The 18,405-nt window shown below is 59.1% G+C and carries 14 protein-coding genes; 13 read left to right on the forward strand and 1 reads right to left on the reverse strand.

Features of this window, described 5'->3' with window-relative positions; genetic code table 11:
• Positions 1 to 44 precede the first annotated feature (44 nt).
• The 8 genes from H3T89_RS00385 (at position 45) to H3T89_RS00425 (ending at position 10,597) form a co-directional block, all read left to right on the forward strand.
• Positions 45 to 2,042: a RecQ family ATP-dependent DNA helicase gene (locus H3T89_RS00385; protein ID WP_198215880.1), complete on the forward strand. Its 1,998-nt coding sequence runs from the start codon at positions 45 to 47 to the stop codon at positions 2,040 to 2,042.
• Positions 2,043 to 2,127: 85 nt separating this feature from the next.
• A complete protein-coding gene (locus H3T89_RS00390; RefSeq protein WP_029678668.1) occupies positions 2,128 to 2,610 on the forward strand; it encodes an S-ribosylhomocysteine lyase in 483 nt (160 codons plus the stop codon).
• Positions 2,611 to 3,001: 391 nt separating this feature from the next.
• Complete coding sequence (locus H3T89_RS00395) at positions 3,002 to 3,637, forward strand: N-acetyltransferase (protein ID WP_198215882.1); 636 nt, start codon at positions 3,002 to 3,004, stop codon at positions 3,635 to 3,637.
• Between the two features lie 41 nt (positions 3,638 to 3,678).
• Positions 3,679 to 5,037: an alanine racemase gene (alr, locus tag H3T89_RS00400; RefSeq protein ID WP_198215884.1), complete on the forward strand. Its 1,359-nt coding sequence runs from the start codon at positions 3,679 to 3,681 to the stop codon at positions 5,035 to 5,037.
• 70 nt (positions 5,038 to 5,107) lie between these two features.
• Entirely contained in the window at positions 5,108 to 5,566 is a 459-nt protein-coding gene (locus tag H3T89_RS00405) for an Ohr family peroxiredoxin (protein ID WP_015022199.1), read from the forward strand.
• Between the two features lie 16 nt (positions 5,567 to 5,582).
• Entirely contained in the window at positions 5,583 to 6,866 is a 1,284-nt protein-coding gene (locus tag H3T89_RS00410) for a deoxyguanosinetriphosphate triphosphohydrolase (RefSeq protein ID WP_015022198.1), read from the forward strand.
• 57 nt (positions 6,867 to 6,923) lie between these two features.
• Positions 6,924 to 9,014, forward strand: a complete 2,091-nt coding sequence (dnaG, locus tag H3T89_RS00415; RefSeq protein ID WP_198215885.1) for a DNA primase — start codon at positions 6,924 to 6,926, stop codon at positions 9,012 to 9,014.
• A gap of 809 nt (positions 9,015 to 9,823) precedes the next feature.
• Complete coding sequence (locus tag H3T89_RS00425; protein WP_198203396.1) at positions 9,824 to 10,597, forward strand: HAD family hydrolase; 774 nt, start codon at positions 9,824 to 9,826, stop codon at positions 10,595 to 10,597.
• Positions 10,598 to 10,607: 10 nt separating this feature from the next.
• Here H3T89_RS00425 and H3T89_RS00430 read toward each other — a convergent pair whose 3' ends face one another.
• Positions 10,608 to 10,940, reverse strand: a complete 333-nt coding sequence (locus tag H3T89_RS00430) for a nucleotide pyrophosphohydrolase (RefSeq protein ID WP_198215887.1) — start codon at positions 10,938 to 10,940, stop codon at positions 10,608 to 10,610.
• 67 nt (positions 10,941 to 11,007) lie between these two features.
• Between H3T89_RS00430 and H3T89_RS00435 the strand changes: the two genes are divergently transcribed.
• The 5 genes from H3T89_RS00435 (at position 11,008) to H3T89_RS00455 (ending at position 18,395) form a co-directional block, all read left to right on the forward strand.
• The gene (locus tag H3T89_RS00435; protein ID WP_198215889.1) at positions 11,008 to 13,161 is read left to right on the forward strand and encodes a DUF2075 domain-containing protein; all 2,154 of its coding nucleotides are present in this window, start codon (positions 11,008 to 11,010) and stop codon (positions 13,159 to 13,161) included.
• 105 nt (positions 13,162 to 13,266) lie between these two features.
• Complete coding sequence (uriH, locus tag H3T89_RS00440; RefSeq protein WP_015022193.1) at positions 13,267 to 14,211, forward strand: uridine-preferring nucleoside hydrolase UriH; 945 nt, start codon at positions 13,267 to 13,269, stop codon at positions 14,209 to 14,211.
• Positions 14,212 to 14,216: 5 nt separating this feature from the next.
• A complete protein-coding gene (uriT, locus tag H3T89_RS00445) occupies positions 14,217 to 15,665 on the forward strand; it encodes a uridine transporter UriT (RefSeq protein ID WP_442859980.1) in 1,449 nt (482 codons plus the stop codon).
• Positions 15,666 to 15,909: 244 nt separating this feature from the next.
• On the forward strand, positions 15,910 to 17,091 hold the full coding sequence (locus H3T89_RS00450) for an SLC13 family permease (RefSeq protein WP_198216173.1): 1,182 nt from the start codon (positions 15,910 to 15,912) through the stop codon (positions 17,089 to 17,091).
• Positions 17,092 to 17,192: 101 nt separating this feature from the next.
• A complete protein-coding gene (locus H3T89_RS00455) occupies positions 17,193 to 18,395 on the forward strand; it encodes an MFS transporter (protein WP_198215890.1) in 1,203 nt (400 codons plus the stop codon).
• The last annotated feature ends 10 nt before the right edge of the window (positions 18,396 to 18,405 follow it).

Here is an 18,405-nt window from a genome sequence, read left to right on the forward strand (position 1 = left end):
TCGCCCGCTGCTTGACTCCTGCCGGGGCAATAGACTGGGGAATCATGGTGGACATCCAGGATGCAGGGCAGGCGCTGAAGCGGTATTTCGGATATGAGTCCTTTCGCCCGGGTCAGGAGGATCTGGTCAGGACCATCCTGAATGGGCGAGACTGCCTGGGTGTTATGCCGACCGGAGCTGGCAAGTCAATCTGCTATCAGATTCCTGCCACCCTTCTGGACGGTCTGACCATCGTCATCTCTCCCTTGGTTTCCCTGATGAAGGACCAGGTTGACGGGCTGGAGGATGCGGGAATCCCGGCTTCGTTCGTCAATTCCACCCAGGATATGGATGAGCAGTCCCTGGCCCTGGCTCAGGCTGCACAAGGGCGCAGCAAGATCCTCTACGTGGCTCCCGAGCGGCTGGATGCCCCCAGATTCAGGGAATTCGCCCAGCATACGAGGATCTCCCTGCTGGCTGTGGACGAAGCCCACTGCGTATCGCAGTGGGGTCAGGACTTCCGCCCTGCCTACCTGGGCATCGGCGATTTCATCAGATCCCTGCCCAATCGGCCCACGGTGGCAGCCTTCACCGCTACGGCGACCGAGAAGGTTCGGCGCGACATCGTATACATGTTGGGCTTGGACGACCCCTATGTGGCGGTGACTGGATTCGACAGACCCAACCTCTTCTTTGACGTGATCAAACTGGAGAGCAAATACAAGAATCGCTGGGTGGTCCAGTACGCCCTGAAGCATGGAAATGACTCAGGCATTGTCTACTGCGCCACCCGTAAGGAGACCGAAGCCCTGGCAGATGATCTGAGCAAGGCAGGTGTCAGCGCTGTCAGCTACCACGCCGGCATGGATACCCAGGACAGGGAACAGGCGCAGCGGGACTTCGTCAACGACAAGGTGCAGGTGGTCGTGGCCACCAATGCCTTCGGCATGGGCATCGATAAGTCCAATGTGCGATATGTCATCCATCACAACATGCCTGAGAGCATCGAGGCCTACTACCAGGAGGCCGGCAGGGCGGGACGTGACGGTGAGCCCGCCCGATGCTCGCTGCTGTGGAACGAGAGCGACATCGTCACCCGCAGACGTTTGCTGGACATGGACAACGGCAACGACAGACTGACCGGTGAGCAGGCTGAAGCGGTCAGGGCCGAACACCGGCGTCTGCTCAACGTCATGATTGGCTACTGTCGGACCACCGGTTGCCTTCACCAGTACATGCTGCGGTACTTCGGTGAGGAGGTGGATCAGGCTGCCGCAGGTCTTTCGCCCGCCGAGGCCGACAAGGGCAAATTCGCCCCGGTAGAACATACCGACACGGACAGCGGCGGCTGCCGGAACTGTTCCAACTGTCTGAGCACCTTCAAGACCATCGATGTCAGCGATGTGGCCCGTGCCATCAGCAGATGCGTGCATGATGTGAACCAGGGGTTCGGTTCAGGGAAAATCGCCCAGATCCTCCGGGGTTCGCGCTCGCAGGATCTTCTTCGGCGAGGGCTGGATCGGTGTCCCAGCTATGGCGCTCTGGCCCAGGTACCAGAGGCGCGAATTCGCGACGTGCTCAACCAGATGGCCTCGGACGGGTATCTGTATATCACCGAAGGGCGGCTGCCCATGGTCCATTTCGGACCCAAGGCCGCGCAGACGGTCAGTCCGGACTTTCACTACGAAATCAAGCGGACGGAACGCCCGAGTGCTTCAGGCAAGGTCTTCGGCGGTGGATCTTCTTCGACGCTCGACGATGGCGGTCTCGACTCGGCCGGTGCAAGTGATGTCATTCCAGAGGATGAGAAGCTTTTCCAGAAGCTGCGCGATCTGCGGACCAGCATAGCCCACAAAATCGGCAAGCCTCCCTATATCGTCTTCTCGGACAAGGCCCTGCGCGATATGTGTCGCCTACGGCCCGTCGATGATGCAACCTTCCTGGCCGTCAACGGGGTGGGACAGCACAAGCTGGAGCAATATGGACCCCAGTTCATGGGGGTCATCTCCGAGTTCTCGTCCGGTAGAGAAGCGAAGGTAGCCGGCGGGCGCGGCAGAGCCTGATAGGCGGGTCGGCCTACCATTGGATATACATGACTTCATCGCGGCTGCCTTTCATATTGGGCACCCGACAAGAAAGGAAAGAGCAATGGCTGACAAACCAATCGTGGAGAGCTTCCAGCTGGATCACACTAAGGTCAAGGCGCCCTACGTTCGTCTGATCGACGAGGAGAAGGGCCCTCAGGGAGACATCATCTCCAACTATGATCTACGCCTGGTTCAGCCCAATCAGAACGCCATTCCAACTGCCGGGCTGCACACCATAGAGCACACGATTGCCGTGCTCCTGCGCGAGCGCATCCCTGGCTATATCGACTGCTCGCCTTTTGGCTGCCGGACGGGTTTCCACCTGCTTGCCTGGGGTCGTCATTCGACCGAGGACGTGGCCAAGGCCCTGAAGGAGTCCCTGGAGTTCATCGCCGAAAAGGCCACCTGGGACGACGTGCCGGGCACCGAGATCACCTCCTGCGGCAACTACCGCGATCATTCGCTCTTCTCGGCGAAGCAGTGGAGCCGTGATATTGTCGCTGCCGGCATCAGCTCCGATCCTTACGAGCGCAAGCTGGTCTGAGTTTCACAAACGTGGAAACTGGGCAAGGGCAGAACCCTGCCCAGTTTTTCTTTTTGAAGTGTCCCCGCCTAAAGCATTTGGTACGAATTGGCCACTCGTGCCTGATCCTTGGTATTCCTTTGGGCCAGGAGTTCCTGCGGCATGTGGTCATGCCAAACCGTCTGGTCAGCTGACCAAGCGTGGTCAACCTGACCTGTGCTCGTCATTTCCTCTCGGAAAACCTGGTTCGTGAGGCTGCAGAATAGCCCACACTATTCCCTGATTCGCTCAATGCGTACTCACCGCGTGACTGCCTGCTGATGGATACACTCGTACTTCGGCAATCGCAGGGGCGGGTTTCGTCCCTGCCGCACCGGTCGAGAAAGAGGTAGCCACAGTGAGCAGGTACGCGATGGAAACAGCACGTTGGATCCGTCATGCCACCATGGACGACTTTGAGGCGATCATGCCTGTCTACGCCTACGCCAGAAAGCGGATGGCGCAGACCGGCAACCCACGTCAGTGGGGGGACAAGTACCCCCTGCCCGAACGCATCCGCGAGGACATCGCCGGTGGCCACACCATGCTATTGGTTGACGATGCGGCCGGTATGGATCAAATTCCTGAGGATCCCGTCTACCCTGAACCGGAGTTGGACGAGCACAAGGGCAGCCATGAGCGCATCATCGGCGTTTTCGCCCTCTTCCATGACCCGGAACCGGATTATAGGGTCATTGATGGCAGCTGGCTGGACGATCAGCCCTATACCACCATCCATCGGGTGGCCGCCTCGGGACTGGGGCGTCACGCGGCCGGGGACCTGCTCGATTGGAGCATGCGCCGGTACGAGAACATCCGCGCCGATACGGGACTGAAGAACTACGCCATGCAGCACATCCTGGAGACCCATGGCTTCACCCGCTGCGGCAACATCATCATGCCTGAAAACAAGGAGATCGAGAACGTGCGGGTGGCTTATCAGCTGCACAATCGTCCCCTTGACCTGGCTGAGCGCGAAAGGGAGGCCAAGCGCTTGGTCGCCGTCTGAGAGCGGGACCGACCGTCGCAGCGCCGTCGCACAATGGAGCCATGACATTGAGCGCAGCACCGGCATGGCGGTTCTCCGGGCCCGAGGGCCAGCGGCATTACGAGCAGGCTCTTCGGGCCTATCCTGGGCAGATTATCGTGGACTTGCGGACCTTGAAGGCCAATATGGCCACCCTGGTGAATCTGGTTCATTCCACGAATCCTGGTGCTGCGGTCATGGGTGTGGTCAAGGCCGATGCTTACGGACATGGGCTCATTCCTGCCTCTCTGGCGGCGCTGGCGGGCGGAGCAACTTGGCTGGGCACGGCCCAGTCCAGCGAAGCCCTGCGTCTGCGCCGGGCAGGCATCGGCCCCGACCGTTGCCGGATCCTGTCCTGGATGTTCAATGGGGACCGCGCCCCCTTTGACCAGCTGATTCAGGCTGACATCGACCTGGGTGTCGGTTCTCTGAAGGCCATGAACATGGCGGCCCAGGCGGCAGATCGGGTCGGCAGGCCTGCCCGCGTCCACATCAAGGTGGACACCGGCTTTGGACGCAACGGCTTCACCCCTGGAACCTTCGGGGATGCCCTGCGTGAGCTCTCCAGCCTGGCCGCCCGCGGCCTGTTGGAGCCTGTGGGGCTCTTCAGCCACCTGGCGGTAGCCGACATGCCCGGTGTAGACGAGTTCGTGTCGTCCACTGACGAGCAAATCGCCCTCTTCGAGGAGTTCTCTGACAGGATGACGGCCGCCGGCATGAAGCCCGCAATCCGGCATCTGGCTAACACAGCCGCCACGCTCAGCCGTCCTGGGATACGTTATGATCTGACCCGTCCCGGCATCGGCCTGTACGGATACGAGCCTGATCCTTCAATGGGGGTTTCGGCCGATTATGGTCTGCGCCCGGCCATGACCCTTCAGGCCCAGCTGGGCACGGTCAAGGATATGCCGGCCGGTCACGGCATTTCCTATGGCCGAACCTATCTGACGGAGAAGCCGACGAGCACAGCCATCTTGCCCCTGGGTTACGCCGATGGGATCCATCGGTCGGCCTCGGGCTTCGACCGCCAGGGCGCTATGGGTCGGGAGCACCTGGGAGGTCCCGTCCGTCTGATGACTCGCCAAGGGCCCAAGTTGGTTCGCGTCGCTGGAAGGGTCTGCATGGACCAGTGCGTACTGGATCTAGCGGGCATGGCATCTGACTTAGGGGTGAGCGAGGGCGATACCGTTGTGCTCTTCGGGCCGGGCAGGGGGGAGGCTCAGGCTGAGCCAACCGCTGATGACTGGGCCCGGGCCGCCGACACCATCAGCTATGAGATCTTCACCTGCCTGCGTGGCAGGATTCCACGGCTCTACCTGGGCGTGCATGAGGTGGTCGACCCTTCCGACCTGCACCTGATTGCCCCTGGATCCATTCTTTGAGACCACTATCACAGGTAGAACCTGGGCTTGGGGCCTTGTCAAGGGGCAATATAAGTGGTGAGATGAGGTTATGACTACATATACAGGAAATGAACCAAGCAATATCTCATACACAGCTGTAGCTGACATCACCGGAGGCCGCGAGGGCCATGCTGACAGCCATGAGCCCGATCTCTCCCTGGACCTGGATACACCCAAGGCCATGGGGGGCAAGGGTCAGGGAACCAACCCCGAGCAACTCTTCGCCATCGGCTGGGGCGCCTGCTTCCAGGGAGCCATGGGACTGGCCGGCAAGGAGCTGCGCGTGCCGGCCACCAAGCTGGCCCAGAGCAAGGTGCGCACTCATATCTCCCTTGGTGACCAGGGCGAGTCCTTCGGCATCAAGGCTCTGATTGAAGTCTGTCTGCCCGGTGTCGATCGTGATTTGGCCACCCGCCTGGTGGAGCGCACCCAGGAGCTTTGCCCCTATTCCAAGGCTACGGCGGGCAACGTCCCCACTGAAGTGGTGGTTGTAGACAGTCTGGACTGAACGGAGCGCGCGCCTGATGGGCACTGACGAGGAAGGCGGATCTCGCCTGCTGGCTGAGGGCTACTCCGCCCAGGATCAGGAACGGTGGGCACCGGAGCCCCCGAAGACCAGCAGCAGGACCGCCTTTGAGCGTGATCGGGCGCGCCTGGTCCATTCTTCGGCGCTGCGTCGGTTGGGGGCCAAGACGCAGATTCTGGTCGCCGGCACCGACGACTTCGCGCGTACGCGGCTGACCCACACTCTGGAAGTGGCCCAGATCGGACGGCAGATCGGCACCATGCTGGGTTGCGACCCAGACGTGGTGGACTGTGCCTGTCTGGCCCACGACCTGGGCCATCCGCCCTTTGGCCACAACGGCGAACGTGCCTTGTCCTCGCTGGCCTCCGACATAGGGGGATTCGAGGGCAATGCACAAACCCTTCGACTGCTGACCAGGCTTGAGCCCAAGGTCTTCCAGCCGGACGGACGTTCAGCAGGGGTCAACCTGACCAGGGCCGCCTTGGACGCTGCGGTCAAATATCCCTGGACCCTGGCCGAGGCCTCGGCTCATCCCAAGGGGGAGAGGACCGCCAAGTTCTGCGTCTATCCCGATGACCAGGAGGTCTTCCACTGGCTTAAGCAGGGAGCGCCGCAGGCCAGCACGCCTATGGAGTGCCAGGTCATGGACCTGGCTGATGACATCGCCTACAGCGTCCACGACGTGGAGGACGCCATCGTGGTCGGTTCTTTCGTGCCTGAGCGACTGGCCGAGCCCCGGATCATCGATGGCGTGGTTCGGGCCGCCCGATCCTGGTATGGGGACCGCTGGGATGCTGACCAGCTGATCCGAGCCTTGGAGACCGTCCGTGGCATGTTGCCGACGGGCTTTGATGGTTCACGCCGGGCCTTGGCTACTTTGAAGAACACCACCAGTTACCTGATCGGCCGCTTTGCCGACTCCGTGGAGGCGGCCACCCGAAGCCGCCACGGCCAAGGTCCGCTGACCAGGTACTCGGCTGGGTTGGTCATTCCTCCTCGGACCTCCTATGAGATTGTGGCCTTGAAGGGGATTGCGGTCTACTTCGTCATGGCTCCCCGTGAGAAGGAGCCCTTCCATGCAGAGCAGCTGAAAATCGTGACCGACCTGGTTGAGGTCATGATGGCCGACTCGCCAGCCCCCTCTGATGCCTTGGAGGACGTCTTCCTGGAGGATTGGCACCAGGCGGGTTCGGATGGGGAGCGCCTACGGGTGGCTATCGACCAGGTGGCCTCCCTGACCGACGGTTCGGCGCTGGCCCTGCATTCCTTGGTCTGCCCATAGGCCTGCCGTATTTATGCCGGGCGCAACACATCCCCCTGGGCCGGTAGGCTGGGTGTCATGTCCGGAATGATCAAGAAGGAAGACATCGAGAAGGTCAGAGCCAAGGCCGATCTGTATGAGATCGTCTCTGAAAGCGTGACTCTGAAGCCTTCAGGTTCCGGCACTTACATGGGTCTGTGCCCCTTCCACGACGAGAAGTCTCCTTCTTTTTCAGTGCGTCCCTCCATGGGGGTCTGGCACTGCTTCGGCTGCGGACTGGGTGGCGACGTCTTCACCTACGTGGAGCAGGAGGAGAACGTCGAGTTCGGCGATGCCGTCGAGATTCTGGCAGACAAATACCAGATCGAGCTGCATTACGAGAACTCCCGCCAGGACAAGCGTCGCGGGTCCAAACGTTCCCGACTGCTGGAGGCCAACGAGGAGGCACAGCGTTTCTTCGTTTCGCAGATCATGAGCAAGGAGGCGCTGGCGGCGCGCAAGCTCTTGGCGGGCAGGACCTTCTCCCAGGCTGACAGCGCGCATTTCGGCTGCGGATACGCCCCACGCGGATGGGACAACCTGGTTCGCCACCTGTCCACCAAGGGTTTCACCCAGCAGGAGATGCTGGATGCCGGACTGGCCAGGCAGGGGCAGCGGGGAGTCTACGACTACTTCCGGGGCAGGGTCACCTGGCCTATCAGGGATTCCACGGGCCGCACCCTGGGCTTCGGCGCTCGCAAGCTCTACGAGGACGACGGCATCAACGCCAAGTACATCAACACGCCCGACACCCAGCTCTACCGCAAGAACCAGGTGCTCTACGGCATCGACCTGGCCAAGGATGCCATCGTCAAAAAGCGGCAGGTGGTCATCGTGGAGGGCTATACCGACGTCATGGCCTGCCACCTTGCCGGCGTCGATACCGCTGTAGCCACCTGTGGCACTGCATTCGGCGAGGACCATGCCAAGATCGTTCGCCGGCTCATCTCCGACGACGCATTAGGGGCCATCCAGCTGGTGGGGCCGGTCCAGGGCTCCCGGGTGGTCTTCACCTTCGACGGTGATGCTGCCGGGCAGAAGGCCGCCCTGCATGCCTTCGGCCTTGACGGGAGTTTTCTGACGCAGACCTTCGTGGCGGTGGCCCGGGAGAATCTGGATCCATGCGATCTGCGCATCCGCTATGGCGATGAGGCCGTTCGATCCCTGGTGGAGCATGCCCGGCCGCTGTACGACTTCGTCATCGACACCGCCGTGGCCATGTTCGACACCCAGTACACCACCGGACAGATGGGGGCTGTCAAGGCTGTGGCGCCCATCCTGGCCCAGATCAGGGATCGCTCCCTGGTCGGGGCCTATACCCGCAAGACCGCCAGAAAAATCGGTGTGGATCTGGATCTGCTGCGCCAGGAGGTCAACAGGGCCCGCCGCAAGCTGCATGTGAAGGACCAGGATGCCTATGCGGTCCGCACTCCTCACCGCGGTGCGGGTGAATCGGAGGGTCGCGCGGGCCATGGCAGTGACGATGCCATGCAACGCCGCAGGATACAGCGTGAGGATGCCCTCCGACAGGGCTATCATCACATCGATGATTCCGTCTTCATCTGCGAGCAGCAGTTCATGGGTGTACTGATTCAGATTCCCAGAGCGGTCGGTTCGGATGCCTTCGGCCAGCTGAGTCCGGACAGTTTCGAAGTTCCGATTTTCCGCTCGCTCTATCGGGCTGTGCAGGCTGCCGGAGGGCTGCCTGACAGGAAGACGCCCCAGGGACTGTGGATGCATAATTTGACCAAGGCGGGCGGGCCCATGCTGGAGTCGGCCATCAACGAGCTGGCTGTTATGCCCTTGCCGCTGAATTTGGATAAGCAGGAGGATAGGCAGAGGGGCTCAGGACCGGGCTCCAAGAAAGGCAATGAGGAGGGCGATCAGGGCGCAGGCTCCGATGAAGCGGATGTTCAGCTGAAGCAGCCTAGCCCGGAGGAGCGTCAGTACGCCTCCGAACTGCTGGCAAGGCTGCTGGATGCCACTTACATGCGACTGATCGCCTCGGCCAAACACCGGATGAACCAGTTGCCAGACGGGCAGGAGAAGTTCGGTCTTCTTGGCCAGATCACCCAATACGAGACCCAACGCAATGAGTTGCGCAACCAGGTCTTCGGCAACGCCGAATGAACTGGTGGTCAGATAAGTTGGCTATTCCTGTCCTTCTCGACGCTTGCTTCCAGACAAGGAGGGGGTGGACTGGGGCTTGTGCTGGGTCTGGTTTCCCGCTAGGCGGGGAAGGAGATCCGGGAGTTGATGCAGGTCATCACAGTGACAATGACCGCGGTAATGATGCCACCCAGATAGGGATTTCTGGTGTGAGTGTAGATTGTACGAATCACGAGAGGCCTGATGGCCAGCGGGTTAAGGGTGTCAGCTTCCAGTCGGGTATCTGCGTGTTGCTCTCAAAAAGACCGTTGACTCCAGTGACGAAGGAATATCCATATCCAGCCAGTGCTGTAGTCGGTGCTGTAGCTTGAACTGCGACAAATCCATTGTTGATGCAAGGCAGAGCTAGGGAATCGTTCCTCGCTTGTGAACTTGTAATGCCTTACGGATATAGTATTACTGGTAAGGCATGACAACTTGTTTCTTGTATTTACCTTGGCACTGTGGCACATTCTCAAGTACCGAACGGATGAGCGGAGTACGCCCTGGTATTAGGCATGAACATACAACGCCGAAGGACGGCTTTGCATTACAGCCAAGAGTTCGTCGCCTATAATGCGAATCTTTCCCGATTCGCATATCAACAGTTGGAGCATGGGCAGTCACGACCCGGGAGTCCGGCCAACCCCAGTTTGATTAACGTAATGGCAGTTGCTCAAGTGCTCGATGTGGGCCTGGATGAGTTGCTGCCTGCGCCCTGGCCGGACCTTCACGCAAAGTAGTGTGGGTGACGCCATTTTCAAGACAAGCCCTGCCGATAGGGTGAATGCATGAACATGGAGCATCAAAAGAAAGAAAGTCGTGCCGGGTCGACTGACAAAGTCCGGTCTGCTGTGGGTCGCCAACCGCTTGCAGTCTTCTGGGACATGGACGGAACCCTGATCGACTCAGAGCCCTACTGGCATCAGGCGGAGGTCGATTTAGCACGCGAGCATGGAGGAGACTGGAATGCCGACATGGGTTGGCAGGTCTCCGGCAAACCTTTGACCAGAGTGGCAAAGGTGATGCGTGAGCGGGGTCTTAACGTTCCTGAGAATCAGATTCCTGACCTGTTGATCGATGGAGTGATTGCCATGGAGGAGCGTCACATGCCCTGGATTGAAGGGGTCCGTGACATCCTGGCGGACCTTGTTGAGGCTGGCATTCCCTCGATTCTGGTCACTACTTCGCCACGCCGCATGGCTCAGGCAGTGGTCGCCAAGGCACCCGAGGGGGCTTTTGCCGACTATGTTTGCGGGGACGATGGGCTGGCGCAGAAACCCGATCCTGCCCCATATCTGCATGCGGCCAGTCTGGTGGGCATCAACAGCCCTGATTTGATGGCATCCTGTTTGGCTTTCGAGGATACTTTGACCGGCATCACTTCGGCTGTAGCCTCGGGAGCCACCACAGTTGCCTATACCGGCACCAACCCGGTCGACACCTCATCAGGCCCTCAGTTCGCTTCCATAAATAGCTATGTTGGAGTCAACTTGGATGATTTTTCTGCACTGGTTGCCAGGCGACTTGGACGATTGGGGTCGCCGGCTGCGCAGACTTGCTGAATCGTTAGGACTACTGTAGCGGCCGGTATTTTCGGCTGGAGCCGCGCGAAGTAGCCACCGGGTACCTGTCGGCCGTCCTTTGCAGTTTGTCCATGATGATTCGATCCATGTCCAGATCCAGCCGATCCGCCAGCTGGATGCAATAGGTGAGCACGTCAGCCAGTTCGTCGGTTACATGGCCTTCGTCTCCGTCCCTGGGATCGTCTCCCCACTGATAGCATTCCAGGAGTTCGGCCGCTTCGATGCAGATTGATTTGGCCAGGTTGGCGGGCGTGTGGAATTGGTCCCAGTCGCGCTCGTGCACAAAATCCATCACCGCTGTTTCCGTTTCCTTGCTGATCATGATTTCGAGCCTATCAGCCGGCCCTCCTTGTATCAGATTGGTATGGGTTTGTGGCATAGTGAAAATCATGGATTCATCAAGCGCACCGCAGCCTGTGGTGATGACTCTGCCCTATGGCAGCTTCAGAGATGAGGATTTCTCCAAGGCAATTGCCGAGTACAAGCAGGAGGAAGCTGTTGGCAGCCCGGACAGCAATTTCGAGGAGAGACTGCTGGAGGAGCTGTTCCTGCGCTATCCCACTGTATATATTGTTTCTGCCGACGTAGGGGACAGCGGCAAAGAACACGGCGGTGGGTCCCCTTACGTGGTTTACGTCGGGGAAACCAATGACATTCGTTCTCGGACCAGGCAGCACATCGAGCTGGATCCACGAACCCGCACGGATTGGGAACGCCTGGTGCGATTCATGCGCAATCACCGAGACAGGGTCTGCCAGTACATCATCGGTGATCGCCACTTCAACAAGTCCCTGACCCTGGATATGGAAAATCGGTTGATGGGGTATATGCAGAGCGTCGATGCAGTCAAGCTGGTTATGAACCGTAGAACCAATGCTCAGGACATGTATTACACCAGTGATGAATTCGACGGCATCTTTTCCATGGCTTGGCAGACCCTGCACAAAATGGAGCCCGATCTGTTCCCGGAGGAGAAGGCGATTCTGGACTCCGCCCTGTTCAAGGCCTCGCCCTTCCGCAAACTCACCGACGAACAACGGCGAGCCGAAGAAACTGTTCTGCATGTGCTGGAGTCGGTCATTATTCAAAACCCAGGCGAGGGTTTCCACTCGATGACGGAACCGATAGGCCCGGTTCGGATCAAGGATAAAGCGCATACCCAGGTCATTGTCGTTCAGGGCATGTCGGGGACTGGCAAGACCGTTTTGCTCAGCCATCTCTTCTATCAGATATGTGCCAGGTACGGCATCTATGGAAACTTGAACGGCAAGGACGATAACCGTTCGGCGAAGGTCAGGCAGCGTTCCTACATCATTGTCAACCAGACCGAGCAGGCTAATGTATACAACCAGATGGCTCTGAAGCTGGGATTGCAAAAGAAACGCGGACAGTGCGTGGTTGGCGCTGTCCAGTTCATCAATCGTTTCAGCAAGCAGACCAATCGAAATGGCCGGTCCACAGGCAGGGCAGCGGATCCTATGAATAGCGTCGACGCTCAGGCGGATGTTGTGCTGATTGACGAGGCGCATCTGCTTCTGACACAAGGGTCGCAGAGCTACTCCGGAAGCAATCAGCTCTATGACATATTGCGGCGGGCAAAAGTGGCGATCGTGGTTTTCGACCCGGAACAGGTCCTGCGTGGATCCCAGTTCGTGGATGCCCAGGAAAGTCGGCTCCTGGGATTGACGGGTTCTGAACATGACAAGACTTTCTCGCAATCCATGCTCATCCGCGAAAAGTCGCGGGACGGTCAGCATATACGCGAGGATACTTTCCAGGTCAGTCATGTTCGTTTGGATCAACAGATGCGCATTCAGGCTGATCCTGCGACATGCGCCTGGCTGGATCGGATGACAGCCAAGGATGGCGTCATCGGCCAACTGCATCCGGATCCCTGGGAGCATCCATATGAGATAAGAGTTTTTGACTCACCTAAGTATTTAAGGAAGTTCATTCGGCAAAAGGATCAGGAGCAAAAAAGCAAGGGGTCCTTGGGCCTTTGCCGACTCCTGGCCACCTATGACTGGCCTTACAGCAGCAAGAATCATCCGGATTCACATGATCCCTCCCGACATTGGCAGGTTGTACTGCACCAAGAGGATTCAGGCCAGTGGGTGTGGGCCGAAGAGGGTCAGGACGGCGAAGGTGAATTTGCCATGCCCTGGAATTACGAACTATATGAAGCCCAGGGAAACTCTGCTGCAAATCACCGGATCGCCTGGGCCGAGCTGCCTTTCACCATTGATGAAGTGGGCTCCATCTTCACCATCCAAGGTTTTGACCTCAACTACGCGGGAGTCATCATCGGGCCCTCGGTCACCTACAGGAATGGGAAGATCGAATTCGAACCGAAGCTCAGTTGCAACACATTGGCGACCAACCAGCGGTCTGAGCCGGAGATGGATCCCGTAGACAATCTTCGGCACGAGTTTAATGTGCTGCTCAAACGAGGGGTACACGGATTGGGGCTATTTGCGGTGGACCCTGAGCTTCGGAGTCGACTGGCCTGGGCTGTGGGTGGGTTCGCCCAAGTTCGGGACTGACCGGCCTAACGCGCCTACATCGATTGAATGCCAATCAGGGGTATCATGTCCTGGGCCATGGTCCATGGCCCAGGACATGTTCATGAGAAAGGTGTAGGCGAGTATATGACGACGCGCAAGATCATCCTGGACTGCGATCCAGGTCATGACGATGCGGTGGCTATCCTTCTGGCAGTAGGCGATCCGCGGATCGACCTGATCGGAGTGACTACGGTTGGCGGCAACCAGAGTCTGGACAAGGTTACCTACAATGCGAGGGCTGTGCTGGAAAAGGCACATGCGCGCCAGGTGCCGGTCCATGCCGGATGCGATAGGCCATTGGTGCGTCCTCAGGAGGTAGCTGCTTCAATTCATGGCCAGACCGGCCTGGACGGTGTCGAGCTGCCTGAACCTACCCGGCCCCTGGATCCCGGCCACGCCGTCGATTGGATCATCGAGACCATTATGCGCGAGGAGCCGGGCACAGTGACCCTGGTCCCCACCGGACCCCTGACCAACATCGCCATGGCCGTTCGTAAGGAACCCCGCATTGTCGACCGCGTCCGTGAGGTTGTGCTCATGGGTGGTGGCTACCATGTAGGCAATTGGAGTGCTGTCGCTGAATTCAACATCAAGGTGGATCCCGAGGCTGCTCATATCGTCTTCAATGAGTCTTGGCCGGTCACCATGGTGGGGCTGGACCTGACTCATCAGGCCCTGTGCACACCAGAGGTTCAGCAGCGAATCGAGGGCATCGGCACCGATCTGGCCCACTTCGTCAGCGGGCTGATGGACTTCTTCCGCAAGTCCTACCAGGACAACCAGGACTTCGTGGACCCGCCCGTGCATGATCCCTGCACTGTGGCCTATCTGATTGACCCCTCCATTGTGAGCACCCGTCGTTGCCCGGTGGATGTGGAACTGCGCGGGGATCTGACCTGCGGGATGACCGTGGCCGATCTGCGCGGCCCTGAGCCCTCTGCCGAGGACTGCCACACCCAGGTGGCCGTCAAACTGGACTTCCAGGGATTCTGGGACCTGGTGGTCAAGGCCATCACCGCGATTGGATGAGATTAATGAAGACTTCGAACACAGCCGCACCCAAGACTGGCAAGTCTATCAACACAACCGCTGGCGGCTCAGGCTCTTCAATCGTGGCTCTGATGACAGCCCTTATGGCCGCCGTCTTCGCCTTCCAGCTCAACGCATCCATGCTCTCGCCGGCTCTGACGACCATGGGGACCGAGCTTAATGCCAGCAGCTCCAGCATCGGACTGACCCAGACGGTGTTCTTCACCTCCTGTGCGGTCTTCTCCCTATTCCTGCCTCGGCTGGGCGATCTGGCTGGCCGGAAGAAGGTGTTGCTGGGCATGTTGAGCCTGACGGCCCTGGGATGTGTGGTTTCCGCCCTGGCTCCCAATGTGACGGTGCTCATGATTGGTCGCGTCATCCAGGGGGTGGCTGGTCCGGTCGTGCCCATGACCCTGATCATGCTGCATGCCGAGGTGACCGATGAGGCCCGATACGCCAGGCTCATGGCCGTTTTGACGGCGGTCAACGGCGGCATCGGCGGCGTGGATGCCATCCTAGGCGGGTGGCTGGCTGGCACTTTCGGTTTCCGCTCGGTCTTCTGGTTCATGGTGGCCATTGCTGTGATTGCCGTACTCCTGGTGGCCCTCTTCGCCCGCGAGAGCTATGCAGACGATCGCCCCCGCATGGACTGGGCCGGTGTGGTCTTCCTCTGCATCGCCTTCCTGGCCGCATACCTGGCTATCAATGAGGTCGAGAAGCTTGCCCAGGCGCGCTGGCTACTGGTGGTTGTCGAGATCCTGGTGGCTGCGGTCTTCTTCATGATCTTCTGGAAAGTCGAGAGCACCACGTCGGCACCCATGGTCACCACCACCTATCTCAGACAGCGGCGCACCTGGGGACTTCTGCTGACGACTCTCACCACCATGGTCGGTGTCTTCGCCATCATGAACGGAATCGTTCCGGCCCTTGCCCAGGATGGCGAGGTCGGTGTCGGCTTGAAGGCCAGCATCGTCTCCTTTGCCACGCTGACGCCCTATGCCCTGGTCGGTCTGGTCTTTGGCCCGGTTGCCGGGATGCTGGCCTCGCGTTTCGGCTACCTCAAGGTTCTGAGGGTGGGTCAGCTGGTCAGCGTGCTGGGATTGGTCTTCGGCATCTACGTCTGCCTGGTTCCCAGCATCTGGAGTCTGGTGCTCCTCTCCCTGATCCTGGGTGTCTCCTACGCGGGGACGGCCAACATCATGCTCAACGGGCTGGGCGTGGTCCTGTCTCCTGCGGACAATACCGGGTACCTGCCGGGACTCAACGCCGGAGCCTTCAACCTGGGCTCAGGCCTGAGCTATGCGGTCCTCTACGCATTCATGAGCGGCCTGGCGGCGTCCAGGGGAGCCCGCGCTGGATATGTTGCCGCCATGATCGGAGGCGGAGTGCTGGTGCTGATTGCCCTGGTCCTGTCCTACCTGATTCCCGATCCGGAACGAATGGATGACAAGTAATATTGCCATCTGACGGGGGTCCTGCGAATGCAACCTATCCGCAGGACCCCTATTCATGTTTAATGGGCATCCGACTCTGTGACTGTCCGACAAGGGTCAAAAGTCGGGGCCAGACAGACTAGCCGTCAGTAGCGCCGAGTGTTCCGACCCCGGGTTCAGGAGCGGAAAATAGCGTCAACAGAGGCCCTGTAAGCCATGGGCGGGCGCGTAAACTAAGTGAGGAATTCGTTCGCCGGAGGTGACCATGCAACATCGGGTGATCGGACTGCTGAAAAACGAGACCGTCCTGGTCGTCGCGGCAGTCATCGCTCTCGTATCCTGCATTCTCATTCCTCCCGACCGACAGTATCTGGGCTACATCCACGTCAATACCCTTACCCAGCTGGGTTCCCTGATGATGGTGGTCTGCGGATTTCAGCGGATTGGGGTCTTCCATGCCATTGGTGCCGGCCTGCTGAGTCGCGTCCGCTCGGTGCGGGGCCTGGCCTTGGTCCTGGTTTCCCTGCCTTTCTTCTCCAGTATGTTCATCACGAACGATGTAGCCCTGGTTACTTTCGTGCCCTTCGCCGTTGCTGTGCTCATCATGGCCGGTCTGGAAAGCCATGCCCTGCTGATCGTCACCCTGATGACCCTGGGCGCCAATGTGGGCAGCATGCTGACCCCGATTGGCAATGCTCACAACTTATACCTCAAGGCCCGCTCCGAGATGCCTACTGGGGAGTTTCTCCTCCTTATGGCGCCCTACGCTCTGGTGGCGGCCCTGATGCTCTTCGTGTGCTGCTGGTTCGCTTTCAGGGATCAGCATTTGGACAAGTTCGAGGGCATGTATGCACAAGAGATTCGTCACAGCATTCTAGCGCCCAGGGAGGAGGGGATACAGCCTCAGGTCAAGGAGATGCAACGGTCCAGCGGATGGCGCATCGCCATCTACCTTCTTCTTTTTCTTGTCTGCCTGCTTGGTGTGGCCAAGCTGATTCCCCAGTGGACCATGGTCCTGGTGGTGGTTGTGACCTTTCTGATATGCGACAGGCGGGTCTTTCTGCATGTCGACTGGGGTCTGCTGCTGACCTTCGTGGCCTTCTTCATTTTCATAGGCAATGCCAGGAGGATTCCCCAGTTTTATAACCTGGTCAGCGGCCTGGTCAACATCCATCCTTTGATTACCTCGGTCCTGTGCAGCCAGGTCATCAGCAATGTGCCCACAGCACTCCTGGTCTCAGGTTTTTCGACAGCCTGGCGCTCAATCATTCTGGGCACCAACCTGGGCGGGCTCGGAACATTGGTCGCTTCAATGGCCTCGCTGATCTCCTACAAGGCTGTAGTCAAGCAGTATCCGAGCAAGAAAGGTGAGTATCTGAAAATCTATACTGCTTTTAATCTGCTCTTCCTCGTCGTGTTGGTTGGCATGGCCCTGCTGCTGGAGTAGACTACCCACCATCAACCAGGAATGGTGCCGCTGACATTGAGAGGGAGGCAGCAACGGTGGAACCGGACCCGTGCGCGTCTAAGCCCAAGGACACAGGGATATTGACCAGACAGAACCTTGGGGTTCTGGTCGGAATCATGGCCTTGGCCATCATGTCGCGGTTTGACTCCATCATCTCTCCCTCCGTTGCCGCCATCCAGGCATCCTTTCCTCATGCTGATCCCTCCACCGTTGAATCGGTGGTTTCCATCGGTTCTTCGGCAGCTATAGTTTCAGCTCTTTTATTTGGTCAACTCCTGACCAGGATGAGGTTCAAAACAGCTGCCTGCATCAGCTGTCTGTGTGTCGCACTGGGCGGCTTGATGCCCCTTTTGGTGCATAGCAGTGTAAGCCAGCTGCTCTTGTTTGCCTTGGTTGTCGGATTCGGCGTGGGCATCGCCACCACAGTTCTCCCCAGCCTGTCGGCAAGGTTCTTCCGCGGGAAGCAGTTGGCGGCGCTGATGGGGCTGGTCCTGGCTGTTCAGGATGGCTCTTCCATGCTGGTCCTTGCCCTGGGCGGTGTCCTGGCCAAGGGAGGGTGGCTGCACAACTATTGGCTCTATTTCCTGGCCTTGCCTGCCCTGGTCTTGGTCATCTTCATGGTCCCCGGAGTCGGTGCCGTCGAGGAGGAGTCGGAAAAGGCCACAGAGTCTCAAGTCTCCCCCTCGCAGAAGGGCAGACAATGCTGGTGGGCTACCATTTCTTGCATTCTCATCGGTTTTCTGAGCATTTTCCTGGTCGCGGTTCTGTACAACAAGCTCGCAGTCTACATAGCCAAGTACGGTTTGGGCGGCACCAGTGCAGCAGGGGTGGCCTTGATGTTCAACACGGGTTCCTCGGTCGTGATCGGGCTTAGTATCAACGGCATCAAGCGGGTCTGCCGGCAATGGACGATTCCGGTCGCTTTCCTTTTGATGGCCTTGGGCGCCCTGCTCTTCCTGACCACCCGCTCCTTCCCGCTGGTCTGCCTATCGGCCTTCTTGGTTGGTTCGGGCAGTGCCATCAACATGGCCACCTGCCCCTTCCTCCTATCCAACCTGACCCCGCACAGACGCTATCCCTTGGTCATGGGGGTCTTCTCGGCCACCACCAGCCTTGGTTTTACGGCATCCACCTGGGCTTTCAAGGCTTTTTCAACAGCGTTTGGACTGAATCCGGTAACCGGCAGTTTCATAGGCATGCTGATCATTGCTCTGCTGGCCGCTGTCATTCTCTCGCTTGTTCGCTTCCAGAGCTGTGTCGAATCCCGCTTCATTGAGCAATAAGTCACCCCTT

Origin of the sequence: Bifidobacterium sp. W8114 (genome assembly GCF_016101165.1) — a bacterium.
Classification (GTDB): Bacteria; Actinomycetota; Actinomycetes; order Actinomycetales; family Bifidobacteriaceae; genus Bombiscardovia; species Bombiscardovia asteroides.